At 69.5% G+C, this 20,951-nt stretch carries 24 protein-coding genes and 1 tRNA gene; 13 read left to right on the top strand and 12 right to left on the bottom strand.

What is annotated here, in order from left to right:
- Nucleotides 1–45: 45 nt before the first annotated feature.
- Both NKT36_RS02415 and NKT36_RS02410 read right to left on the bottom strand, forming a co-directional pair.
- Nucleotides 46–1,518 carry a flippase gene (locus tag NKT36_RS02415; protein WP_327052354.1) on the bottom strand — a complete coding sequence of 491 codons (1,473 nt, stop codon included), beginning with the start codon at nt 1,516–1,518 and terminating at the stop codon, nt 46–48.
- A gap of 1 nt (nt 1,519) precedes the next feature.
- Nucleotides 1,520–3,313, bottom strand: coding sequence for a hypothetical protein (locus tag NKT36_RS02410; protein ID WP_327052353.1), 1,794 nt, complete (start codon nt 3,311–3,313; stop codon nt 1,520–1,522).
- Between the two features lie 206 nt (nt 3,314–3,519).
- Here NKT36_RS02410 and NKT36_RS02405 point away from each other — a divergent pair, with 206 nt between their 5' ends.
- The 4 genes from NKT36_RS02405 to NKT36_RS02390 all read left to right on the top strand — a co-directional run bounded on the left by NKT36_RS02405 (nt 3,520) and on the right by NKT36_RS02390 (nt 4,960).
- Complete coding sequence (locus NKT36_RS02405) at nt 3,520–3,726, top strand: TOBE domain-containing protein (RefSeq protein WP_327052352.1); 207 nt, start codon at nt 3,520–3,522, stop codon at nt 3,724–3,726.
- 31 nt (nt 3,727–3,757) lie between these two features.
- Nucleotides 3,758–4,108, top strand: a complete 351-nt coding sequence (locus tag NKT36_RS02400; protein ID WP_327052351.1) for a VOC family protein — start codon at nt 3,758–3,760, stop codon at nt 4,106–4,108.
- A gap of 77 nt (nt 4,109–4,185) precedes the next feature.
- A complete protein-coding gene (locus NKT36_RS02395) occupies nt 4,186–4,587 on the top strand; it encodes an acyl-CoA thioesterase (protein WP_327052350.1) in 402 nt (133 codons plus the stop codon).
- A gap of 37 nt (nt 4,588–4,624) precedes the next feature.
- Nucleotides 4,625–4,960 carry a DsrE family protein gene (locus NKT36_RS02390; RefSeq protein WP_327052349.1) on the top strand — a complete coding sequence of 112 codons (336 nt, stop codon included), beginning with the start codon at nt 4,625–4,627 and terminating at the stop codon, nt 4,958–4,960.
- Between the two features lie 146 nt (nt 4,961–5,106).
- Here NKT36_RS02390 and NKT36_RS02385 read toward each other — a convergent pair.
- Nucleotides 5,107–5,191: transfer RNA gene (locus NKT36_RS02385), tRNA-Leu, on the bottom strand.
- 207 nt (nt 5,192–5,398) lie between these two features.
- Here NKT36_RS02385 and NKT36_RS02380 point away from each other — a divergent pair.
- Nucleotides 5,399–5,959: a DUF420 domain-containing protein gene (locus NKT36_RS02380; protein ID WP_327052348.1), complete on the top strand. Its 561-nt coding sequence runs from the start codon at nt 5,399–5,401 to the stop codon at nt 5,957–5,959.
- 59 nt (nt 5,960–6,018) lie between these two features.
- Here the strand turns inward: NKT36_RS02380 and purF are convergent, their stop codons facing one another.
- From purF to NKT36_RS02360, 4 genes are all read right to left on the bottom strand, one after another.
- A complete protein-coding gene (purF, locus tag NKT36_RS02375; protein ID WP_327052347.1) occupies nt 6,019–7,497 on the bottom strand; it encodes an amidophosphoribosyltransferase in 1,479 nt (492 codons plus the stop codon).
- A 270-nt stretch (nt 7,498–7,767) separates the two neighbouring features.
- Nucleotides 7,768–7,944: a 50S ribosomal protein L37e gene (locus NKT36_RS02370; RefSeq protein WP_327052346.1), complete on the bottom strand. Its 177-nt coding sequence runs from the start codon at nt 7,942–7,944 to the stop codon at nt 7,768–7,770.
- Nucleotides 7,941–8,132, bottom strand: a complete 192-nt coding sequence (locus tag NKT36_RS02365; protein WP_327052345.1) for an LSM domain-containing protein — start codon at nt 8,130–8,132, stop codon at nt 7,941–7,943. Before NKT36_RS02365 ends, NKT36_RS02370 begins: the two co-directional genes overlap by 4 nt.
- A 60-nt stretch (nt 8,133–8,192) precedes the next feature.
- The gene (locus NKT36_RS02360) at nt 8,193–9,260 is read right to left on the bottom strand and encodes a M20/M25/M40 family metallo-hydrolase (protein WP_327052344.1); all 1,068 of its coding nucleotides are present in this window, start codon (nt 9,258–9,260) and stop codon (nt 8,193–8,195) included.
- 91 nt (nt 9,261–9,351) lie between these two features.
- Between NKT36_RS02360 and NKT36_RS02355 the strand changes: the two genes are divergently transcribed.
- A complete protein-coding gene (locus NKT36_RS02355; RefSeq protein WP_327052343.1) occupies nt 9,352–9,561 on the top strand; it encodes a hypothetical protein in 210 nt (69 codons plus the stop codon).
- 214 nt (nt 9,562–9,775) lie between these two features.
- Nucleotides 9,776–10,759 carry a zinc-dependent metalloprotease gene (locus tag NKT36_RS02350; protein ID WP_327052342.1) on the top strand — a complete coding sequence of 328 codons (984 nt, stop codon included), beginning with the start codon at nt 9,776–9,778 and terminating at the stop codon, nt 10,757–10,759.
- Nucleotides 10,760–10,836: 77 nt separating this feature from the next.
- Here the strand turns inward: NKT36_RS02350 and NKT36_RS02345 are convergent, their stop codons facing one another.
- On the bottom strand, nt 10,837–11,037 hold the full coding sequence (locus NKT36_RS02345; protein ID WP_327052341.1) for a hypothetical protein: 201 nt from the start codon (nt 11,035–11,037) through the stop codon (nt 10,837–10,839).
- Nucleotides 11,038–11,412, bottom strand: a complete 375-nt coding sequence (locus NKT36_RS02340; protein WP_327052340.1) for an AtzH-like domain-containing protein — start codon at nt 11,410–11,412, stop codon at nt 11,038–11,040.
- Nucleotides 11,413–11,539: 127 nt separating this feature from the next.
- On the opposite strand from NKT36_RS02340, the gene NKT36_RS02335 reads away from it, so the two are divergent.
- Nucleotides 11,540–12,121, top strand: coding sequence for a hypothetical protein (locus NKT36_RS02335; protein ID WP_327052339.1), 582 nt, complete (start codon nt 11,540–11,542; stop codon nt 12,119–12,121).
- Nucleotides 12,122–12,199: 78 nt separating this feature from the next.
- Here the strand turns inward: NKT36_RS02335 and NKT36_RS02330 are convergent, their stop codons facing one another.
- Nucleotides 12,200–12,763 carry a hypothetical protein gene (locus NKT36_RS02330; RefSeq protein ID WP_327052338.1) on the bottom strand — a complete coding sequence of 188 codons (564 nt, stop codon included), beginning with the start codon at nt 12,761–12,763 and terminating at the stop codon, nt 12,200–12,202.
- Between the two features lie 123 nt (nt 12,764–12,886).
- Between NKT36_RS02330 and NKT36_RS02325 the strand changes: the two genes are divergently transcribed.
- Nucleotides 12,887–14,236, top strand: a complete 1,350-nt coding sequence (locus NKT36_RS02325; RefSeq protein ID WP_327052337.1) for a bifunctional metallophosphatase/5'-nucleotidase — start codon at nt 12,887–12,889, stop codon at nt 14,234–14,236.
- Nucleotides 14,237–14,316: 80 nt separating this feature from the next.
- A complete protein-coding gene (locus tag NKT36_RS02320; protein WP_327053416.1) occupies nt 14,317–14,715 on the top strand; it encodes a universal stress protein in 399 nt (132 codons plus the stop codon).
- Here the strand turns inward: NKT36_RS02320 and NKT36_RS02315 are convergent.
- Together NKT36_RS02315 and NKT36_RS02310 are read right to left on the bottom strand one after the other, a co-directional pair.
- Nucleotides 14,712–15,776, bottom strand: a complete 1,065-nt coding sequence (locus NKT36_RS02315; RefSeq protein WP_327052336.1) for a mechanosensitive ion channel family protein — start codon at nt 15,774–15,776, stop codon at nt 14,712–14,714. The genes NKT36_RS02320 and NKT36_RS02315 overlap by 4 nt on opposite strands.
- A 124-nt stretch (nt 15,777–15,900) precedes the next feature.
- Nucleotides 15,901–18,600, bottom strand: coding sequence for an AAA domain-containing protein (locus NKT36_RS02310; RefSeq protein WP_327052335.1), 2,700 nt, complete (start codon nt 18,598–18,600; stop codon nt 15,901–15,903).
- Between the two features lie 283 nt (nt 18,601–18,883).
- On the opposite strand from NKT36_RS02310, the gene NKT36_RS02305 reads away from it, so the two are divergent.
- The 3 genes from NKT36_RS02305 to NKT36_RS02295 all read left to right on the top strand — a co-directional run bounded on the left by NKT36_RS02305 (nt 18,884) and on the right by NKT36_RS02295 (nt 20,625).
- Nucleotides 18,884–19,330: a DUF7528 family protein gene (locus NKT36_RS02305; RefSeq protein WP_327052334.1), complete on the top strand. Its 447-nt coding sequence runs from the start codon at nt 18,884–18,886 to the stop codon at nt 19,328–19,330.
- Between the two features lie 55 nt (nt 19,331–19,385).
- On the top strand, nt 19,386–20,408 hold the full coding sequence (locus NKT36_RS02300) for a DUF1028 domain-containing protein (protein ID WP_327052333.1): 1,023 nt from the start codon (nt 19,386–19,388) through the stop codon (nt 20,406–20,408).
- A gap of 70 nt (nt 20,409–20,478) precedes the next feature.
- On the top strand, nt 20,479–20,625 hold the full coding sequence (locus NKT36_RS02295) for a hypothetical protein (RefSeq protein WP_327052332.1): 147 nt from the start codon (nt 20,479–20,481) through the stop codon (nt 20,623–20,625).
- Nucleotides 20,626–20,951 lie beyond the last annotated feature (326 nt).

The following is a 20,951-nucleotide window of genomic DNA, read 5'->3' as shown; positions in this document are numbered from 1 at the left end:
CGGCCGCGCAGTGTGGCTTTCGACGGTGGAACGGTCGCCCGCCGGTCACGCCAGGATCCCGACGACGCGACGGACGTCGAGGAGGCCGCTGCCGACGGCGAGCGTGGCCCACACCACGACGCCGAGCAGGACGACGGCGACCAGCGAGACGAGCCCGGAGACGTAGGGGAGCGCCACCAGCACCGCCCCCGACATCGCCGCCGTGATGGCGCAGACGAACGCGACGTGCCGGAGCAGGCGCGGGATGGACAGCGACAGTTCGGCGTGGACGACGGCGAGGTTGACCGCCACGTAGACCGAGTGGGTCGCCACCGTCGCCACCGCGGCCCCGAGCGCGCCGAACGCCGGGATGAGGAGGAGGTTCAGGAGGAAGTTCGCCGCCGACGTCGACCCCTTCGCGATGGCCCGCTCGCGCGCCCGCCCGAGGAAGTCGAGCGCGTCGCTCGTGATGAACGTGACCGCCTGGAGGACGACGTAGCCCGCGAACACCTGCACGACGGCGGTCGCCTGGCTGTACTTCGCGCCGAATATCTGGGTGACGGCGGGGTCGGCGACCAGCACCAGCCCCGCCGCGGCGGGCAGGTACAGTAGCAGCGTGTGCTCAAGCGTCGTCTCGTACAGCCGGGCGGCGTCGTCGGTCTCGCCGTCGGCCTTCTGCTCGCCGTACGTCGGCGAGATGGTGAACCCGAGCGACGCGGCCGGCGTCTGGATGAACGTCGATATCTGCTTGGCGAGGTAGTAGTAGCTCACCGCGACGGGGCCGACGAGCACGCTGACGAGGATGGTGTCGACCCGCTTGTCGAGGACGTTCGCGCCGCGGGTCGCCGTCAGCGGGACGCTGTACCGGAGGACGCGCCGTGCCAGTCCCGGGTCGACGGCGTCCCGTACCGCGCGCTCGTGGTCGCGGTAGAACTTCCAGTAGAGCACGCCCACGCCCACCGCGGACGACAGCGCGTAGCTGGCGACGTAGCCGACGAGCGCGCCGGCCGCTCCCCCGACGACCAGCACGCCGACGGAGACGAACACGAGCAGGCTTCCGCTCCCCGTCGCCCGCGTGATGGCGCTGTAGGTCACGCGGTTGAATCCCTGGAACACGACGGTGGTGAACGTCGACAGCGAGTAGACGGCGATGTACGCGCCGCCGAGGGTGAGCAACGGTGCGAGCCGCGACTGGCCGAGCAGGTTCGCGGCCGGCGCGCCGAACAGCACGAACGCGGCGGCGACGGCCAGCGTCGTCATCGCGCGGTAACCGACGGCGATCCGCAGGACGTGCGGTACCTGCCCCGGATCCGTCTCGCGGTACTCCGTCACGTAGCGCGCCGCAGACTTCGCGATGCCGAGGTCGGCGAACAGCGCGGCGACGCCGAACACCGACAGCGCGGTCCCGAGCAGGCCGTACTGCGCTGGCGTGAGCAGGAATCGCGTCAGCAGGACGACCAGCAGTCCGCTGGCCGCGACGTGGATGGTTCGCGCCCCGAGCGTCGCCTTGAATCCGCGCGCTAGCTTTCCGGCGTCCATGTTATCGCTCGCTCCCGTTCAGGTGGTACAGCCGGAACCCACCGCAGGACTGGACGCGCGAGACGGCGGGACTGCTCGCGAGCGTCCGGAACCCGCGAGCGGGGAAGCGCGATCCGTCGTACACCGCCAGTTCGCGCTGGCGGGTCGCCGTCGTCAGCGGCAGGTACCGGGGACCGTCGTAGAACCCGGCGACGCCACCGGCCGTGAAGTTCTCGCCCGTCGCGTTCGCCGCGCTTCCGTCCACCACCGCCCCCGTGACGTCGGTGCGTCTGCTCCGCTCGTCGCCGAGCACGCCGGCCGCGTAGCGCTCGGCGGTCGACCGCAGGCCGCCGAACTGCGCGTCGCCACGGTGGTCGAACGCCGTCGCGTAGCCCGTCATCCTCGCCTCCGTGACCTGCCCGGACGCCTGGTGCGTGTACGGCGAGTGGTACAGCGTCGGGACCGAGAGCGCGAGCAGTACGAGGACGGCGGCGCTCACGGACCGCGTGACTGCACCGCCGTCGCCCGTGCCCGCCTCGACGAGGTCGAGGCCGCGAGCGACGGCGACGCCGGCCAGCATCGTCAGCGGCACCATGACGAATCCGAGGACGCGGAAGTGAAACTGCGAGGAGCCCGACCCCAGGAAGACGGCGAACAGGACGGACAGCGGCACCAGCCCGACGGCGAGGTACTTGGTGAAGGTGCTCGCGTCGGTGTCGCGGACCCGCCCGAACAGGCCGGCGCAGACGAACGCCACGGCCAGCGCGCCGACGACGGCGCTGACGAGGAACACCTTCAGGAACAGCCCCTGGAGACTGCCGCCGATCTGGGAGAGGCCGACGTCCGACCCGGTCGGCGTGTTCGTCACGAGGCGGCCGGCCAGCGCCCGGGGCGAACCCGCGGAGAGCTCGTGGCGCGACGCCCACGCGAGAACGGCGACGAGCAGCAACGCCGTCTGGCCGTACAGCGGGCGGTGACGGGCGATGGCGTGACCGCCGCTGAACCGTCGGTAGGCGAACTGCACGGCGGCGACGCCACCGAACAGCAGGGCGGCGTTGACGGCCTGCTGGGGGTGGACGAGCACGAGAGTGATGGACGACAGCGCGAGCAGACAGCCGGTGGCGGAGCCGAACGGCGGGACTCGCGACGCCTCGGCGTTGGTCACGTACTTCGTCGCGAGGTAGACCAGCACGGGGACGAAGAGGATCGCCTGCGACGTCGGATGTACGAGGTTGAACACGCTGATGCCGTCGATCGGCAGCAGGAGGAACCCGGCGAGCGCCGCGAACGTCGTCGCACGCCGGTCGCCCGTGACTGCACGGACCGTCAGCGGAACGAAGAGGAGGTACGTCAGCGCGAACGCGACGACCGCGAGCAGCAGGCCGTCGCGCAGCGGCAGCCCCGTCGCCTCGCTGAGGACGACGCCGACCGTGTGCGTCCCCGGGTAGAGCAACTCGGACGCGGCCATCCGTCCGGCGGCGACGTCCTTCGCCCACCCGAGGTGCGTCAGCGCGTCGCCCGCGCCCATGAAGTAGTACCCGCGGAGCAGCGGGAGCGCGACGACGGCGAGCGTCGCACCCCCGCCGAGCAGCAGTGCGAGACACCGCCGCCAGTCCGTCGACGAGTGGGCGACGCCGACGCCTGCGACCAGCGCGACGCCGATGCCACCCCAGAAGAGCGGCGGCGTCGCCCGGTAAATCGACAGCTCGTACCCCGTCGCGGGACTGGCGTGTGCCGCCGCAACACCGACCGCGAGCGCGACGAATCCCGCCGCCAGCACACCCTTCTCCAGTCGGTGTGTGTGCGTCTCCACCATCAACTCGTCTCCGCGGACGGCGCTCGCGCCCTTTGTTATGCACAGCCTGTCCCCCTATAACCCGTGCCAGGCCGTCGATACGGCCGCTTTCGAGCCGTTTCACGCCCGTTCACTCCGTTCTGGCCTCGGCGGGTCGCGTCAGCGGCGGCGTTCGTCAATCGTCTGCCCGAACGGTTATCCGCGCGAGCGTCGTCGTGACCGTGGCCATGCTCAGCGCACGCAACGAACTCGGGGGCGAGGTGACGAACGTGGAGACCGACGGCGTCGCAGCGGAGGTGTCCATCGACGTCGGCGACGGCGAGACGGTCACCGCAGTCGTCACCCGACGGTCGGTCGAGAACCTCGACGTCGAGGTCGGCGACCAGGTGTCCGCGGTCGTGAAGGCGACGGACGTGATGGTCGAAAACGAGTAGGCTTTTCGTCGCGTCGTCCGTCCGGGCGACCATGAGCGGCGTCGTCTTCTTCGCCAGCGAGGACCGCGAGCGAACCGTCGGGTTCTACGCCGACCGTCTCGACGCGACGGTCTGGCTCGAACAGCCCGACTGCACCATCCTGCAGTACGACAACATGCTCTTTGGCTTCTGCGAGCGGGAAACCGCCGACACCGACGGCACCCTCACGTTCGTCGTCGACGACCGCGCGGGCGTGGACGCGCTCCACGAGCGTCTGGCCGACCGCGCGCGCGGCGACCCCGTGGAGAACGAGCGCTACGACATCTACCAGTTCTTCGCCGACGACCCCGAGGGCCGGACCGTCGAGGTGCAGACGTTCCTCCACGAGACAGACCCGGTCTGAGGCGTCGTCGGCTGTCGAACCCACCGTCGTCGGCCCGAACCGACAGGCCGATGTACCCCGTCGAGTCAATCGGTGCTATGGACGACTCGGGTTACACGACCGACGTCGAGTTGCGGTACCGCGACCTCGACACGATGGGGCACGTCAACAACGCCGTCTACGCCACCTTCATCGAACAGGCGCGCCTCGACTACTTCGAGACCGTCGCCGGCGTCCCGCTCGAGGAGGCGGGCGGCGTCATCGCCCACCTGGAGATCGACTACGAGCGGCCCATCACGCTCGACGACGACGTCGCCGTAACCACCGAGATCGCCGAACTCGGCGAGAAGAGCATCTCGATGGATCACGAGATCCTCGCCGACGGCGCGGTGGCGGCCACCGCGAACGTCGTCCAGATCACCGTCGACCCCGAGACGGGCGAGACCATCCCCATCCCCCCGGGGTGGCGCGACCGCATCGCCACCCAGCAGGACGACTGACCGGAACGCCTTCTCCACCTCGCCGACAGGCGTCGGCATGCAGACCGTCTTCCACGTCTCGACGCCACGCGCGGTAGAGATATCCGTCCCGAAGGTCGAGAACCTGCTCGCCGACGACACGCTCGACGTCGACGCGGTCGCTGTCGTGCTCGACGTCGGCGAGGCCATCGCGACGCTCGAACGAGACGCCGACGTCGCGGCCGACGTGGCACCGCTCCTCGACCGCGGCGTCCGGTACGCCGCGTGCAGCAACGCGCTGCGGAGTCCGGCGGTCGACGGGTCGGAACTGCTCGACGAGGTCGACGTCGTCTCCTCCGGCGTCGGCGAACTGACGCGACTCCAGGACGACGGCTACGCGTATATCCGACTCTGAGCGGAAGCACCGCTGGCGGCGTGGTCACAGGCCGCCAGGAACAGTCGCGACTGGTCGAAGTAGTTCCGGTAGGATTGTGCGTGGGTGCAGTCCCGATGTGGGAGGGCACCTGCATCGTGTGTCGCGTGGCGAGGCCACGCGTGCGATGCGTGGGACCGGATTTGAACCGGCGGACCCCTACGGGACAGCGCCCTCAACGCTGCGCCGTTGGCCTAGCTTGGCTACCCACGCTCGCGTTCACTTTCCGCACTCATTCGTAGATGGTGCCCCGATAAAAGGCCTTTCATTTACGCGCCCGTCGGGAGACATTCACACGAGGGAAGCGGGGCTGTACCGTCCCGGAGGCGCGGTCGACCCGACGCCGCCCGCTCGCCCACCCCCGCGATTCGCTCGTCGCGGTAAGTAACGCGTATGTCGGGTGAGTCCCAAGGTCGACGCATGGAGCCGACAGCCCGGAACAACGTGGTCGAACTCACCACGGTCCTGTCGATCGTCTCGCTGGCGCTCGTGTTCGCCGCCGCGCTCGGCGTCGTCCCGTCGTGGGCGCTCCCGCACGCTCCCGACTCCGTCATCGAAGCCATCCCGCACGTCAACGCGGCCGTCAGCGTCGTCGCCATCGGCGTCATCGCGAACGCGTGGCGCGACGTCCGGCGCGGCAACGTCACCCGGCACCGGGTCGGGATGCTCACGGGCGTGGTGCTGTTCGTCGCGTTCCTCGCGCTGTACCTGTACCGGGTCGCACTGGAGGGTCCGGCACCGTTCCCGGGACCGGACGTCGTCTACCAGTTCGTCTACCTGCCGCTGCTGGCGGTTCACATCATCCTGGCCGTGATCTGCATCCCGCTGCTGTACTACGTCCTGCTGCTGGCGCTGACCCGCCCCGTCGGGGCGCTGCCCAGCACCGACCACCCCCGGGTGGGTCGCGTGGCCGCCTCGCTGTGGCTGACGTCGTTCTTCCTGGGCGTCGTCGTCTACCTGCTGCTGTACGTCGTGTACTGACCGGCCGGGGTCGTGGCCGCCGCGGTGGAGAACCGTCCTGTCTCCGTTCTGGTCGCCGCTCAGTCGTCCGCGCTCGCCGTCTCGCTCCCCTCGATGACGGGGCGGGAGACGTCGCGGTCGGTCTCCTCGCCCTCGATGTCGTAGGGGTACTCGCCGGTGACACAGCCCATACAGAGGTCGGCCCGGTCGGCGTCCAGCGCCGCAGCGACGGCTTCCGTCGAGAGGTACTGGAGGCTGTCGGCGTCGATTGTCTCGCCGATCTCCTCGACCGTCTTGTCGGAAGCGATGAGTTCCTCGCGGGTCGCCATGTTGATGCCGAGGTAGCACGGCGCGACGATGGGCGGCGCGCCGATGCGCAGGTGGACCTCCTCGGCCCCGCAGTCCTTGAGTAGCTGGACGAGCTGGTTCGAGGTGGTGCCGCGGACGATGCTGTCGTCGATGAGCGTCACCGTCTTGCCCTCGACCGTGCTCTTGATTGGGTTGAGCTTCAGGCGGACGGCGCGCTCGCGCTCGTCCTGGGTCGGCATGATGAAGGTCCGGCCGACGTAGCGGTTCTTCATCAGCCCCTCGGCGAACTCGACGCCGGCGTCAGCCTCCTGGGCCGCCTCGGCGTACCCCGAGGCGAACGCCCGACCGGAGTCGGGCACCGGCATCACGACGTCGGTGTCGATGCCGCTCTCGTCCCAGAGCTTGCGACCGAGCTCGCGTCGCACCTCGTAGACGAGGCCGCCGTCGATGACGCTGTCCGGGCGCGAGAAGTAGACGTGCTCGAAGAAGCAGTGGGCGGTCCGCTCGCGCTCGACGAGCTGGTACGTGTCGTAGCCCTCGCCGTCCGGTCGGAGGACGACGAGTTCGCCCGGCCTGACGTCCCGGACGAGTTCGCCGTCGATGGTGTCGATGGCCGCGGACTCGCTGGCGATGACGTAGCCGTCGTCGACCTCGCCGATGACGAGCGGGCGGTTGCCCGCCGGGTCGCGGACGCCGAGCACCGTCTCGTCGTGCATGATGGTCAGCGAGTAGGACCCGTGGATGCGCTCCATCGTGCGCTTGACCGCGCGGACGAGGTCCTCCTCCAGGAGGTTGCGGGCGAGGTCGTGGGCGATGACCTCCGTGTCGCCGTCGGAGGTGAACGCGTGCCCCTGGGCGGCCAGTTCCTCCCGTATCTCGTCGGAGTTGACGAGGTTGCCGTTGTGCGACAGCGCGAGCGACCCGCTCTTGAACGAGACGGTGAACGGCTGCGCGCAACTCTTGTCGACGCTGCCCGCCGTCGGGTAGCGGACGTGGCCGATGCCGGCGCTGCCGTTGAGGCCGGCGATGTCGTCTTCGTCGAACGCGTCGCCGACGAGCCCCATCTCGACGTGGCTGTGCTGCTGGAACCCGTCGTGGGTGACGATACCCGCCGACTCCTGGCCGCGGTGCTGGAGGGCGTACAGCGAGTAGTAGAGCGGCCGTGCAGCGCTCCTGTCGGCGAGCGAGGTACCGACGACGCCGCACTTCTCTGTCGGTCCATCGAAGCCCTCGTCCGGGCCAGTTGGCATAGCTACCCGTAGTACGGGGCAGTAGTAAAAACCCTCGTTATCGTGTCGTATTCTCGCCCGGCAGCCCCAAAATTATACGCGTTCGTGGATAACTCGGCCGCGGGTACGCGGCGTCGTCTCACACGCCCTGCCCAGCCGTTTGCGTTCGCGTCGCTGGCAGTGGTGGTTACGGGGGTCGCGACAGGCGCATGGCTGTCGCTCCCGAACGTGAGAACCGAACGGCAGCGCGGTGCTGCCGGAAGTTAGTAGGAGGAAAGGAGAAGTGAGGGCCTAGCTGTCGCCCGCTTTGCTCTCCCACTCGTAGTCACGGCGCTTGGCGGACTTACCGAAGCCGCACGACGAGCAAACCTTCTTCTTGACGTGGTAGGATTTCTCGCCGCAGCGCCGACATTTCACGTGCGTCGTCTTGTTCTTCTTCCCCTGGCTGGGCGTACCTGCACCGGTCATGGGTTGATGGAAACGACGTTGTCGCCGCGTATAATGGTTGTGTCTTCGTCCTCCGCCCCCTCGATGACGAGATTCATGTGCTGGTCGTACCCGGACAGCGTACCGGTGTACTCCTCACCGCCTTTCAGCCGGACCGTGACCTCGCTGTTCAGCGATGCTTCGAGCACATCAAGCGGTCGTCCACTCATATCAACATTCCCAGTAGTCGTATTCTTAAACGTACCGGATGCGAGTCGGGGCAGGCAGCGTCAGAGGTCGACGCCGAACCCGTCCCGACCCGATGCGCGCTCGGCGAACGCCGCGAGCAGGTCGGCCGCCGCGTCGAGGTCGTCCGTGTCGACGACCTCCGCGGGCGTGTGCATGTAGCGGTTCGGCAGGCCCAGGTTGAGCGACGGGATACCGCCGCGCTCGGTGTAGAACGCGTCCGCGTCGGTGCCCGTCCTGATGCCGGCCGCCTGCAACTGGATGGGGACGTCGGCCTCGTCGGCCGCGGCGCGCACCGCGCTCACGACGTTCGGATGGTTGGCGCTCCCCCGGGCGACGACCGGGCCGCCGCCGAGGTCGACGTCGAGGTCCATGTACTCCTCGTCGTGTGACACGTCGGGACTGTCCATCGCGTGGGTGACGTCGATGGCGACGACGGCGTCCGGGTCCAGGTCGAACCCGACCATCTTCGCGCCCTTCAGCCCGACCTCCTCCTGGACCGTGCTGACGGCGTAGACCGTCGCGTCGACGTCGCGCTCTGCCGCCCGGCGGAGCGCCTCGGCGGCCGTCCACGTCCCGACGCGGTTGTCCATCCCACGGGCCGCGACCCGGGTTCCCGCCAGGTCGTCCAGGGTCTGCGTGACGGTGACGGCGTCACCGACGTCGACGAGTTCGCTGGCGTCCTCCTCGCTCGTCGCGCCGACGTCGACGTGCTGCTTGTCGATCGCTTCGGGGTCGTCGTCATCGTCGTCGCGGAGGTGGATGGCCGTCTGTCCGACGACTCCTGGGACGACGCCGTCGTCCGCGTGGATCTCCACGTGCTGGCCCTTCGTCACCGTGCGGTCGGACCCGCCGATGCGGCCGACGCGCAGGAAGCCGTCGTCGTCGATGCCGGAGACGATGAGCCCGATCTCGTCGGCGTGGCCCGCGAACGCCAGTTCCGGGCCGTCGCCCTCGACCACGGCGACCGCGTTGCCGTAGTCGTCCGTCCGTACCTCGTCCGCGAACTCGTCGACGTAGTCCACCCAGACGCGCTGGCCCGCCGTCTCGAACCCGGACGGGCTCGGCGTCGTGAGCAGTTCGTCGAGGAACGCGCGCTGTCGTTCGTCCATACCGAGAGAGGGAAGCGGTGCGCCTTCAACCTCCCGACTCCCCAGTTCGGTCGCCGGAACCGATAAGGGTCGCATCGCCGAACGGTGTGGCATGGGGGTTCTCGAACTCCACTTCCACGACCCGACGGTCAACGTCAACGCCGGTGGCGGCGAGGAGGAGTCGATGCTCTCGCTCGGCGAGAGCGAGACCGACGGCGGTAGCGACGGGGGACCGCCGATGACCGGGAAGCTGGTACCGCTGCTCGTCCTGCTGCTCGCCATCGGCCTGACGGTGTACCGCAACCGCCGGCGGTCGGCCTGATCCGCCGACCCGGGGCGGCGGGCGGGGAGACGCAGGCGACGCGGACGAGGGGTTGCCGGGGTGACGTGCAGAGTTGCCGAGGCGGCGAGCACGACTGCCGTGGGGACTGCCGAGTCGGCATCTCGACTGCCGCGACTCCAGCCGACGCGTCCACGCACGATATTTCAGTCGTGAGGACAGAAGGATTTTGTCGGCGCGAACCCAACGTGGAACCGTGAATCTCTATCGCAGCGTCCGGGCCGTCACCGAGGCGTCGGGAACCGGCCCGATAGACTGGGACGCCGTCGCCGAGGCAGCGAGGGCGGCGACCGATCCCGGCTCTATCGACCTCTCGCCGGCCGAGCAGTCCGACTACGCGACGGACGTCCGTGAGGCGCGCCGCCGCGTCCGCGAGGTGTCGGGCGTGGCGTTCGACGTGCCGGACACCATCGAGATACAGACGCGCCACCACTGGATCGACGCCAACGTCGACACGTTCCGGCGCGTGATGTCGCCGCTCGAGGAGCACGGTCCGCCGGCGTTCCCCGGCGTCGCCCGCGTCGTCAACACCGGGACGATGTCGGTGATGCTCTCCGTGCTCGGTAACAACGTCCTCGGCCAGTACGACCCGCTGTTGCTCGCGGACGGTGCCGAGTCGGGTTCGCCGACCGACGCCGGCGACGACCACGCGCTCTACTTCGTCCACCCGAACATAGAGCGCATCGCGGGGATGCTCGACGCCGACTTCGACCGCTTCCGGCGCTGGATCGCCTTCCACGAGGTGACCCACGCCGCGGAGTTCGGCGCAGCGCCCTGGCTCTCCGACCACCTCGAATCGCGCATGGAGTCGGGCATCGCCGCACTGGCCGACGGCGAGGTCGACCGCGAGGCGTTCAAGGAACTGGACACGGCGATGACCGCCGTCGAGGGATACGCCGAACTGCTGATGGACGAGGCGTTCGACGACGAGTACGCCGACCTCCGCCGGAAGATAGAGGAACGCCGACGCGGGATGAACCCGCTGTCGAAGCTTGTCCGCCGCCTGCTGGGCCTCGGCCTGAAGCGGCGGCAGTACGAGCGCGGCAAGGCGTTCTTCGAGACCGTCGTCGCCGCGAGCGACGTCGCGACCGCGACCCGCGTGTGGGACGAGCCCGCCAACCTGCCGACCGACCACGAACTCGACCACCCCGAGACGTGGCTGGCGCGCGTCCAGCGGTAGCAACGTCGGAGGCTCGCCCGACGCCAGGTCGGTCGCTGCCGCTTCCCGTCCGCGTCTCACTTCTCGACGGCTTGCAGTCACCGCATGATGCGGCTGATGTACCAGGTCAGCGCCACGCCGACGACCAGGCCGCCGACGAGCGCCGCGGCGATGCCCATGGGTCCGGCGTCGCCGTAGAGCGCCACGAGCGCGCCCGACGCGCCGACGAGTCCGACGACGCCCGCCTTCAGGCGCGTCATCGCGGCCGTTCGCTCCTCGTCCGTTATCGGCCCGACCATCTATAGCTCGCGCGGCACGCTGACGTGCATGCCGGTGAACGACCACTCCTCGTCGAACCGTTCCAGCGTCCCGCTCCAGCGCGTCTCGAAGGCGCGGCGCTCGCCCGACGCCAGGTCGGTCCACGCCATCGCGACGTCGTCGGAGAAGCGAGCCACGTCGCCGCGTTCGACCACGCGCAGGGCCGTACTCTCGACTGTCCAGTCCTCGGTCGTCCGCGTCTGTTCGCGAAGCCCGTCGGCGATCGCGTCGTACCCCGCCAGTCGCTCGCTGATGCCGAACTTCACCACGTCGTCGCGCTCGGCGAAGTACGGATGCAGCGGCTCGGCGCGACGGAGCGACTCGTAGTAGTCGATGACCGTGTCCTCGGCCCCCATGGCATGGCGGTTGACGAGCAGGCGCATAAACCCCGCCCTCTCGCGGTCGGGAGGGTGAAACGACGATTCCAGTCTCCGTCACTCCGTTGGCGTTCACCGTCGTCTTCCCGGCCATGCACTCGACCACGTGGCCGACGAGACCGGGGCGGCCCAGGCGGACGTCGAGGTCCTCGACGACGCCGTCGCGTCCTACGAGGCACTCGGCGAGTGCTACTACCACGCGAAGGTGCGCGGCGCAGATGACGTCCACGGCGTATCCGTCGCCGCGAACGGGACCGTCGTGGACCGCGACGCCGTCGAGCGACGCGCAGACCGCGCGTACCGCGAGCGGCACGGCAAACTCGGCGTCGGCCTGTACGAGCACCTCCGGTCGGTCGCGACGGGCGAGCGGGTCGCTATCAGGGTGGCGGTGACCGACGTCGACCGCGACGCCGCCCGTGCAGCGGTGAACGACAGTCTCGACGACACGGCGTCCAGGCGCGCACTGGAGGCTGAGATAGAGCGCCGCGTCGACCGGAAGACAGCCGCCGTAACAAGCCAGTTGCGCTATGTCGACGGCGTCACCGTCGAGCGCCAGGGGTCCCTGGTAGTCGTCGCGACCGCCACGCCGGCGGCTATCGAGCGGGTCGAACGCGTCGACGCCGTGGAACGGATGACGCTCCGGCGCACGGGAACGACGACTCGACTGCCCCGAGGGGGCGACGGATGACCGCACAGACGGTGTGTCAGCGGCGCTCCGCGACGCTGCTCGTCGGTCTGCACGTCGAACGTCGGGGGGAGAACGCGATTACTGGAAGCCCCTGCCGACCTCGTCCTCGTCGATGAGGTCGTCGAGTTCGGTGTCGAGCAGTTCCTCGGCCTCCTCGAAGGTCGACGCGAGTTCGTCGACCGAGTCGGGGCGGCCGTAGTTGTCGTACTCCATCGGTCCGAAGGCGGGGCTGTCCAGCACGTCCATCACGTCGTCGAACAGGTCGCCGGGGTTCGTCGGCGCGTCCGCGTGCGCCCTGAGGGTCTCCTCGAGGCGCTTCGTGCGCTCCTCGGCCTCGTCCTCGTCCTCGGGGGCGGCGTCCGGATGCTGGACGGCGAACCGGCCCTCGCGCGACCGCTCCTCGGGGAGGTAGGAGCCGATCTCGTCGTCCAGGCTGCGGGCGACACGCGCGCCGACGCCGCGCACCTCGAACGGGTTCTTGGCGTACGTCTTCAGGTGGTAGACGCCGGCGCTCGGATGGCCGACGTAGAGGTCTTCGCCGACGCCGTCCGCCCGGGTGCCACCGGCCGCGCGCCACCCGTCCGGGTCGACGTCTCGCTCGACGACGTCCTGCAGGATGTCCTGCCACTCTCGAACCCGCATGCCCAATGGGTGTCACGCCGGGCAAATCAACGTATCGGTCACCTCGAATCGAGACGGTCGCCGGACGATCCACGTTCGGCGCGAGTCGAAGACCTTTCGTCCCGACGCCGGGAGGTTCGGTCGATGAGTCTCCGTATCCTCCACTACTCCGACGTCGAGAACGCCTACGACGACCCGGACCGCATCGGGCGTCTCGCCGGCGCGCTCGACGGACTGGACGGCGAGGACGCCCTCGTCGTCGGCACGGGCGACAACACCTCGCCCGGTGTGCTCGCGCTCGCGACCGAGGGCCGACAGGCGCTGGACTTCTTCGACGCCGTCGACCCCGACGTGGCCACCTTCGGGAACCACGACTTCGACCACGGACCAGCGCCGACGCGGGCCATCGTCGCCGACTCCCCGCAGACGTGGGTGACGGCCAACGTGCGCGCGGACGGCGAGCGGTTCGCCGCCGCCGAGACGCGTCGCACCGCGGTCGTCCGGGCCGACGGCACCAGCGTCGGGTTCACGGGCGTCACGACGCCCCGGACCACCTCGTTGACCCCGGAGGCGACGGGGCTGACGTTCGCCGACCCGGTCACCGCGGCGACGGACGCCGTCGCCGACCTCCGCGAGCGCGGCGTCGACCACGTCGTCGTCCTCTCGCACCTCGGCCGCGGCGACGACGACCTCGCCCGGGCAGTCGACGCCGACGTCGTCCTCGGCGGGCACGTCCCGACGGGCCGCATCGACCGGGTCGACGGGACGCTGGTGACGCGACCGGGCGACGGCGGCGAAGCGGTCGTCGAGGTCGACCTGGGTGTCGGGACGGCGACGCGCCACGAGACCGCTACCGCCCCGCGCGACGACGCCGTCGCGCGCGCACTCGACGAGCGCATGGCGGCCGCGGGACTGGACGAGGTGGTCGCCAGGGTGGACGACCCCCTCGTCCGCACCGAGGCAACGCTGTTCGGCGGCGAGAGCCGCGTCGGCAACTTCGTCGCAGACGCCTACCGCTGGGCGACCGGTGCCGACGTCGCCCTGCAGAACAGCGGCGGCATCCGGAGCGGCGACCCCGTCGAGGGGACGGTGACCGTCGCCGACCTCGTGAGCCTGCTCCCCTTCGAGGAGCCGGTCGCCGTCGCGGAGCTTTCGGGGACGGAGCTCCGGCGGGCGTTCGAGCAGGCGGTCGACCCCTCGCTCGGGTTCGCCGAGGAGGGGTGGTTCCACGCCCACGTCAGCGGTGCCGAACTCGCGTGGAACCCCGAGACGGGCGACGTCGACACGCTCCGCGTCGACGGCGACCCGCTCGACCCGGCGGCGACGTACACGCTCGCGACGAGCGACTACGTCCTCCACACCGACGACGAGTTCCCCGCCATCGAGGAGTCCCAGCGCGTCTCGACCGGACGGGTCCAGTACGAGACGCTCGTCGAGTACGCCCGCGAGACGGGTATCGACCCGTCCGTCGAGGACCGTATCGCCGAACGGTGAACGCCCGTGGAACGTGCTACCGAGGGCCGAGCCGTCCGGCGATGGAAAGGTACTCGCGCGACCGGAACGTGGAGGAGGTCATGACCCGCATCCTCGTACCGGTGCGGTATCCGCCGTCGGAGCATTCGCGGCGGACGCTCGCCGCTGCTCTCGACATCGCCGAGGAGCGCGACGCGTCCCTCACCGTGCTCCACGTCGACCCGTACCACTGGGACAGCGACGTCACCCGGGCCGACCTCCGCCGGGTCGTCGAGCGCGAGTTCGGCCGGCTCGCCCGCACCCGGTACGTCGTCCGGGAGGGGTTCCTCGTCGAGGAGACCATCCTGGACGAGATCGTCGCGATGGGTGCCGACGTGGTCGTCGTCGGCAGCAAGCAGGCGAGCCGCTGGCGTCGGGCGCTCCGACGTCTCTTCTCCGGGCCGGACGTCGAGGCCTACCTGCGCGAGGAGGCCGACTGCGAACTCGTCACCGTCGATTAGCGGCGGTCGACGTCGCCGACCTCGCCGCCCTGCTCCGTGCGGTCGTCGAACTCGTCGGGGTGGTCCCGGCGAGGGGGGTCCCCGTGTGCGTCGTTCGGACCCCGGTCCGGGGCCGGGCCGCGCTGCGGTTCGACCGAAACGCGTGCGGTGCCGCTCGTGTCGTCGAAGACGAGGTGCGAGTGGGGGTAGGCGATCTCGACGTCGGCGTCGTCGAGTTGCGCCCAGATGCGCTCCTGTATCTTCGAGCGCACGCGGCGGATGTAGTAGGGATCTTTCACCCAGAACCGCAGCGCGAGGAGGACGCCGTGGTCGGCGTACTCCTCGACGTGGGTGACGGGCGCACTCGGGTAGCGCGCGCTGCCGATGCGGATGTCCGGCCCGCCCTCGATGACCTCGTGCGTCTCGCGGGCCGCGCGCTCCATGATGGCGCGCGCCTCGTCGAGGTCGCCCTCGTAGGTGACCAGCAGTTCGAGGGTCAGCCGCGACCGCGTGTCCTCCGCGGAGAAGTTGACGACGTCGCGCTCCCGCATCGTCGCGTTCGGGATGACGAGGAAGGTGTTCTCCAGCGTGAATATCTTCGTGTACCGGAGCGTGATGTCCTCGACGTACCCGCGGGTTCCTGCCCCGGGGGTCCCGTTGTCGACGAGTTCGATGAGGTCGCCGATCTCGTAGGGCTGGTCGGCGAGCACGAACAGGCCGTTGACGACGCTCCCGACGATGGGCGCGAGCACGAGGCCCAGCACCGCCGAGAACACCGTCACCGACAGCAGGATGTCCCCGGCGCGGAAGCCCAACCGGGACGCCGCCAGCGCGGCCGCGAAGAACAGCACCACGCCCCGGACGCCGCGGAGGATGGTCTTCCGGACGCTGGGGCGCTGGAACCGTCGGGCGACCGGCCGGCCGGCGAACTGGACTGCGAGGCGAGAGAGGTACCAGCCCGCGCCGACCAGCAGGACAGCGACGAACAGGTCCGTGACGACGACGCCGGGGAAGACGCCCTCGTCGCCGACGTCTTCGAGGACCTGCAAGGCGTCCGTGAGGGGGGCCGGAACCAGTGTCATAATCCCGCCTCTCGTCCCCGGTCCAAAAATCCTCCTCTCTGCGGACGACGGTCAGCGGCGTCGCCACGCGGTGCGACGGAACGGAGGTCTGACGCGGTCTCGTCCGCGTCTGCGTACCCGGCCGTCAGCCGCCGTCCGCCCAGTCGACCATCCGGTCGTAGAGGTCGCGCGACCGCAGCGCCGCCTCGTCGCCAACCAGGACGAGCGCCTTCTTCGCCCGCGTCAGCGCGACGTTCACCCGGCGGTAGTCCTCGAAGATGGGACTGTCGAGGTCGCCCGTCGCGACGAACGAGACGACGATGACCTCCTTGCTCGACCCCTGGAAGCGGTCGACGGTGTCGACCGTCACCGCGTCGGGGACGCGTCGGGATATCTCGGCGACCTGGGCGCGGAACGGCGCGATGACGCCGACGTCCTCGCGGTCGACGCCCGCCTCGACGAACCGCTCGACGACCTCGCGGACGCGCTCTGCCTCCGTCGGGTTCGTGTTGCCGACCGTCTCGCCGGCGGGGTCGACGAAGGTGACGGGGTCTGCGAGGCCGCCCAGCGAGTTTGCGTCGACGCCCGGCAGCGCGGCGAGGCGCTGGGCCGCCGTCTCGCCGTTCGCCGGCCGGAGCGCGCCGTCGTAGAACTCCCGCGAGGAGAACGCCTGGATGCGCTGGGCCATGCGGTACTGGCGTTCGAGCATCACCGACGCGTCGGGGTAGCGCTCGACGAGGCGCTGGAACAGCGACCGCGAGAGGTCGGCCGTCCCTGGGTCGTCATCGCCGGTGCCGTCCGCTGCCTCGCCCTCCGACCTGACGACCGGCGGCAACTGGTGGTGGTCGCCGACCAGCACGAACCGGTCGGCGAGGTTGACGGCCGCGAGCGTGGCGGGTTCGGTGAGCTGTGAGGCCTCGTCGACCAGCGCCACGTCGAACTCCTGTTCGCGCATCACGCGCGACCCGCAGGTGGCGGTCGTCGCTGCGACGACGCTGGCGTCCCGGAGTTCGGCGACGCGCTCGCCGGGGTCGCCGCCGCGCTCCAGGCGGAGGTCCTGCATGTCCTCGCGAACGCCGGTCTCCGTGCCGACGCGGACGACGTCCTCGAACCCTTGCTCGCGCAGCGACTCCAGGGCGTTGTCGACCGCGCGGTTCGTGAACGCCGACAGCAGCACCCGGTCGCCGCGCTCGACGAGCGCCCGGATGGTGCGGGCGATGGTGTAGGTCTTGCCCGTGCCCGGCGGCCCGTGGACGAGCGCGCAGTCCTCGGCGGTCACCGCGAGCTCGACCGCGGCGTTCTGGCTCTCGTTGTTGTCGATGAACGGCTCGTCGGAGTCGCGTTCCCGGAACGCCGGTTCGCGCCGGCCGAAGAGGACGTCCTTCTGGTCCGGGTCGCCTTTCAGCAGGCAGTCGTGGAGCGCGGTGAGCATCCGGTCGGCGTTGAGGTCCGAGGGATAGACGTCGAGCCGGCGCAGTTCGACCGGTTCGTCGGTCGTGACGACCACCTCGTCGCCCAGTCGCTCGACGCGCGCAAGTTCCGCGTGGCCGCGGACAGGGTGACCGTCGCTGGCGAGCACGACGTCGCCCTCGCGTATCTTCGAGACGGCGTCGTCGGTGCGGCGGGCGCGCAGTCGCCACCGCTCGCCGGCTATCTCCTCCTGTCCTGCGGGTTCGAGGTCGACCAGCGCCTTGTCGGCGTCGGCGCGCTCCTCGGCGGTCTGCTCCCAGAGCTTCGCGTACTCGCGGTGGACCTCGCGCCGTTCGGCCTCGACGGCGCGGTACTGGCGCTCGAAGTACTCCCGTTCCTCCTCGGGGATGGGCGTCCCGACCTGCCCGGCTTTCGACTCCTGGTCGAGGCGGCCGGAGACGACCATGCAGGTGTCCTGCTCGAAACAGTACTGGCAGGTTGCGTCCGCCTCGTAGCCCGTCGGGACGTCGCTGTCGAACTCCATGGCCGCAATCTCGTTGCGCGTGCGGACGACGAATTCGAGGAGACCCCGACCGAGGGAGAACTCCTTGGCTGGCGAGAGGTCGCCCGACGCCTCGGTCCGGTCGAGCGCGGAGTTCTTCGTGTACAGCAGCGTCCCCGTGTCGGCTGGGACGTCGCGCTCGCGCAGCAGGAGCGCGTAGCAGGCGGCCTGGATCTTGTCCTGGAACCGCGGGTCGCGGTTGGTGTTCTTGCCCGTCTTCAGTTCGACGGGCATCCCCCGGCGGAGCGCGTCGGCCCGTCCCTTGATGCCGAACCGCTCGCTGATGAGGGTGTACTCGCTGCGCCAGGCGTCTTCCTCGGTGAGCGCGCCCTGTTCGAGCCAGCCCTCGATGGCGCGGGCGTTCTCCCGCACCTCGCCAGCGACCTCGTCGGCCTCGCGACCGAGCAGGCCGAGTTCGAGGCCGGCCTCCTCGACGCGCTCGTCGATGGCGTCGTCGAGGTCGCGACCCCGGAGCAGGTCGCCGAACACCTCGTGGACGATGGTCCCCTTGACGACGGGATAGTTCAGCGGCACGCCCGAGAGCTTGTTCAGGTAGTACATCCGGGGGCACTGCACCCACGACCGCACGTCGGTCACGTTCACGAGGAACGAGGGTTCGACGACGGCGTACGACTCCTCGCCGGTCGCGTACCGCGTCTCCCCGTTCCACTCGTCCTCCTCGACGTCGGTCACCAGCAGTTCCATGCCCGACTCGAGGTACTCAGCGGTCTCGGTCCACTTGCCCCACAGCGTCACCGTCACGTCGTCGCCGCCCTCGGGGCGGACGAGGACCTCGGCGAGGTCGCGGTCCCCGTACTGCGTGCTGACGGTGCGGACCGCGCCGGGCTCGACGACCGTCCCCCGTACGTTCACGCTGCGTTCGTAGCGGTGCCCCGTGAAAAGTTCTGTCGGTTGGCTCCGGTGTCGTACCCCTCGTCGCACGTGTTGACCGGACGCTGGTGCGTAGCGCGAACCGCCCGTAGATTTATCAACTGGCGGGAACTACTCCCAGGCGCGATGTCGAGTGATTCCCCCGTGAGTCCGGAGGATAGAGGAAGCCGTCAGCCGGCGGCTGATCGAGAAATTCTCCCGCGAACGTGACGCGGACGACTGTGGCGTCAGTACGAACGATTCCGACCAGCCGCGGGTGTCGGCCGTGCGAACGGGCGACGCCGTCGAGGTGACTGTCGGCGGCGAGACGCTGAGGCTGTCCCGCGATGACGCCGACGGGTTGCGCGAAGAACTGGGCCGAGTGCTCACCGAGCGCCGGGAGTTCCTGCACACGGCCGGCGAGCGCCGCGACGACGGCAGCTACGTCGTCTCGCGCTGCAGTGCCGACGCGTCGGGCCATCGCAAGGTGTTCGAGAGCTTCGAGGCGCTCGTCCGGCGGTACGACAGCCTCCCCCGCGAGTTCACTGCCGAGACGGTCGGGGAGACGGGGCTGACGGGCAGTCGTCGGCACATGCTCGTCCACCACTTCGCGGAGCATCCCGCCTTCGACTGCGAACTGGTCGCGCGTCAGCCGCTCACCGCGCGGAAGCGGGGCGACTGCGGGACGGACGCTTGCAACGCGGCGGGGGGTGACGCGCACGCGGACGACTGACGGTACGGTCGCCGGCAACTGAACGCTTTTCGTCGTGGCGTCCGACGGTCGTCGTATGCCACGACCCTCGACGTTCTCCATCGTCGCGCGCGACCCCGACAGCGACGCGGTCGGCGTCGCCGTCCAGTCGAAGTTCGTCGGCGTCGGCGCCGTCGTCCCCTTCGCCAGCGCCGACGCCGGCGCCGTCGCCACGCAGAGCTTCGCCAACGTCGCGTACGGACCGGACGGCCTCGACCTCCTGCGGGACGGGGCCACCGCCGCGGAGGTCGTCGACGAACTGACGAGCGAGGACTCCGAGGCCGAACAGCGGCAGGTCGGCGTCGTCGGGCAGGACGGCTCGGTCGCGGCGTTCACCGGCGAGGAGTGTTTCGACTACGCCGGCGACCTGCAGGGCGAACACTACACCGTCCAGGGGAACATCCTCGAGAACCGTGCAACCCTGGAGGCGATGGCCGAGGCGTTCGAAGCAGGCGCGTCGCCACGGGACGCGGAAGAGAGCGCGTCGCCACGGGACGCGGAAGAGAGCGCGTCGCCACGGGACGCGGGAACAGGTGAAGACGACGGCATTGGCCTCCCGGAGCGACTCATCGCAGCACTGCACGCGGGCAACGAGGCGGGCGGCGACAAGCGCGGCGAGCAGAGCGCCGCGCTCTACGTCGTCAAGCCCGAGGGCGGGTACGACGGGAAGAACGACCGCTGGATCGACGTGCGCGTCGACGACCACGAGTCGCCCATCGACGAACTGGAGCGGGTGTTCAAGATATACGACGTGACCTTGCTGGAGCGCGAGGACCCCGAGGAGATGCGCGAGCTGACCGGAGAGGCGGCCGCGGCGGTCACCGAGACGCTGGCCGACCTCGGATTCTACGAGGGGGACGACCAGACGCCGTCGGAGACGTTCGACGACGAGGACCGCGACGCGCTGGAGTCGTTCCGCGGGATGAACAACTTCGAGAACCACGACCTCGCGGTGCTCGAGGACGCGCTGGCCCGCGGGTGGGACGACGCCGAGGGAAGTGGAGAGAGACGGCTGGTCGACGCCATCTGGCACGGCCTCTCGCGCCTCGACCGAAAGTAGCGGTACGCGTCCGCGTGACGGGCGGACGTCATCCCGACAACTCATGTGCGACGACTTCGAAGAACCCCCCATGAGGGACGAAGAAGAGATCCGCGAGCAGTACGAGTTCCTCCAGGAACACCTCGACAGCGACGAGATGCGCCACAGGGGTGTCGAGGAGATGTTCACCTACTACAAGCGCGCCCTCGGGTGGGTGCTGGAGGAGGAACACATCTGAACACGGACCGGTATCCCGCACGGCTTACCGTTGGCGTTACCTTTATTATGTTGGGTCGTTTTGTATCAGGTGACGCTTCGCTTTGGAGGGCCGAAGCGTCAGCGGGGACCAATTCAGGGCGGCAAGCGGTTACGCGGGGTCTTTTCGCCCCCGCGTGTTCCGCTTTCCTTTCGAATGCTTCGATTCGAGCGACAGCAGCGTTCTGCTGTCACGGTTCGATACTGTCTAATCCGGTGGTCAGCGACCGCGTCGCTCTTCGTCGAACCGGGCGGGCGATAGGACGTCGGCCGGCGTTATTTCTGCACCGGTATATTTATTTTTATTCT

Origin of the sequence: Halomicrococcus gelatinilyticus (genome assembly GCA_024227995.1) — an archaeon.
GTDB classification, from domain to species: Archaea; Halobacteriota; Halobacteria; order Halobacteriales; family Haladaptataceae; genus Halomicrococcus; species Halomicrococcus gelatinilyticus.
This window is presented reverse-complemented; position numbering and strand designations above follow the sequence as displayed.

What these genes read in the sequence shown, in the direction of transcription:
- NKT36_RS02315 (WP_327052336.1), bottom strand. Translation starts at nt 15,776, where the DNA reads ATGACACTGGTTCCGGCCCCCCTCACGGACGCCTTGCAGGTCCTCGAA.
- NKT36_RS02345 (WP_327052341.1), bottom strand. Translation starts at nt 11,037, where the DNA reads ATGGTCGGGCCGATAACGGACGAGGAGCGAACGGCCGCGATGACGCGC.
- purF (WP_327052347.1), bottom strand. Translation starts at nt 7,497, where the DNA reads ATGCCAACTGGCCCGGACGAGGGCTTCGATGGACCGACAGAGAAGTGC.
- NKT36_RS02325 (WP_327052337.1), top strand. Translation starts at nt 12,887, where the DNA reads ATGAGTCTCCGTATCCTCCACTACTCCGACGTCGAGAACGCCTACGAC.
- NKT36_RS02405 (WP_327052352.1), top strand. Translation starts at nt 3,520, where the DNA reads ATGCTCAGCGCACGCAACGAACTCGGGGGCGAGGTGACGAACGTGGAG.
- NKT36_RS02295 (WP_327052332.1), top strand. Translation starts at nt 20,479, where the DNA reads ATGAGGGACGAAGAAGAGATCCGCGAGCAGTACGAGTTCCTCCAGGAA.
- NKT36_RS02320 (WP_327053416.1), top strand. Translation starts at nt 14,317, where the DNA reads ATGACCCGCATCCTCGTACCGGTGCGGTATCCGCCGTCGGAGCATTCG.
- NKT36_RS02390 (WP_327052349.1), top strand. Translation starts at nt 4,625, where the DNA reads ATGCAGACCGTCTTCCACGTCTCGACGCCACGCGCGGTAGAGATATCC.
- NKT36_RS02410 (WP_327052353.1), bottom strand. Translation starts at nt 3,313, where the DNA reads ATGGTGGAGACGCACACACACCGACTGGAGAAGGGTGTGCTGGCGGCG.
- NKT36_RS02415 (WP_327052354.1), bottom strand. Translation starts at nt 1,518, where the DNA reads ATGGACGCCGGAAAGCTAGCGCGCGGATTCAAGGCGACGCTCGGGGCG.
- NKT36_RS02400 (WP_327052351.1), top strand. Translation starts at nt 3,758, where the DNA reads ATGAGCGGCGTCGTCTTCTTCGCCAGCGAGGACCGCGAGCGAACCGTC.
- NKT36_RS02395 (WP_327052350.1), top strand. Translation starts at nt 4,186, where the DNA reads ATGGACGACTCGGGTTACACGACCGACGTCGAGTTGCGGTACCGCGAC.
- NKT36_RS02365 (WP_327052345.1), bottom strand. Translation starts at nt 8,132, where the DNA reads ATGAGTGGACGACCGCTTGATGTGCTCGAAGCATCGCTGAACAGCGAG.
- NKT36_RS02370 (WP_327052346.1), bottom strand. Translation starts at nt 7,944, where the DNA reads ATGACCGGTGCAGGTACGCCCAGCCAGGGGAAGAAGAACAAGACGACG.
- NKT36_RS02355 (WP_327052343.1), top strand. Translation starts at nt 9,352, where the DNA reads ATGGGGGTTCTCGAACTCCACTTCCACGACCCGACGGTCAACGTCAAC.
- NKT36_RS02380 (WP_327052348.1), top strand. Translation starts at nt 5,399, where the DNA reads ATGGAGCCGACAGCCCGGAACAACGTGGTCGAACTCACCACGGTCCTG.
- NKT36_RS02340 (WP_327052340.1), bottom strand. Translation starts at nt 11,412, where the DNA reads ATGGGGGCCGAGGACACGGTCATCGACTACTACGAGTCGCTCCGTCGC.
- NKT36_RS02360 (WP_327052344.1), bottom strand. Translation starts at nt 9,260, where the DNA reads ATGGACGAACGACAGCGCGCGTTCCTCGACGAACTGCTCACGACGCCG.
- NKT36_RS02330 (WP_327052338.1), bottom strand. Translation starts at nt 12,763, where the DNA reads ATGCGGGTTCGAGAGTGGCAGGACATCCTGCAGGACGTCGTCGAGCGA.
- NKT36_RS02300 (WP_327052333.1), top strand. Translation starts at nt 19,386, where the DNA reads ATGCCACGACCCTCGACGTTCTCCATCGTCGCGCGCGACCCCGACAGC.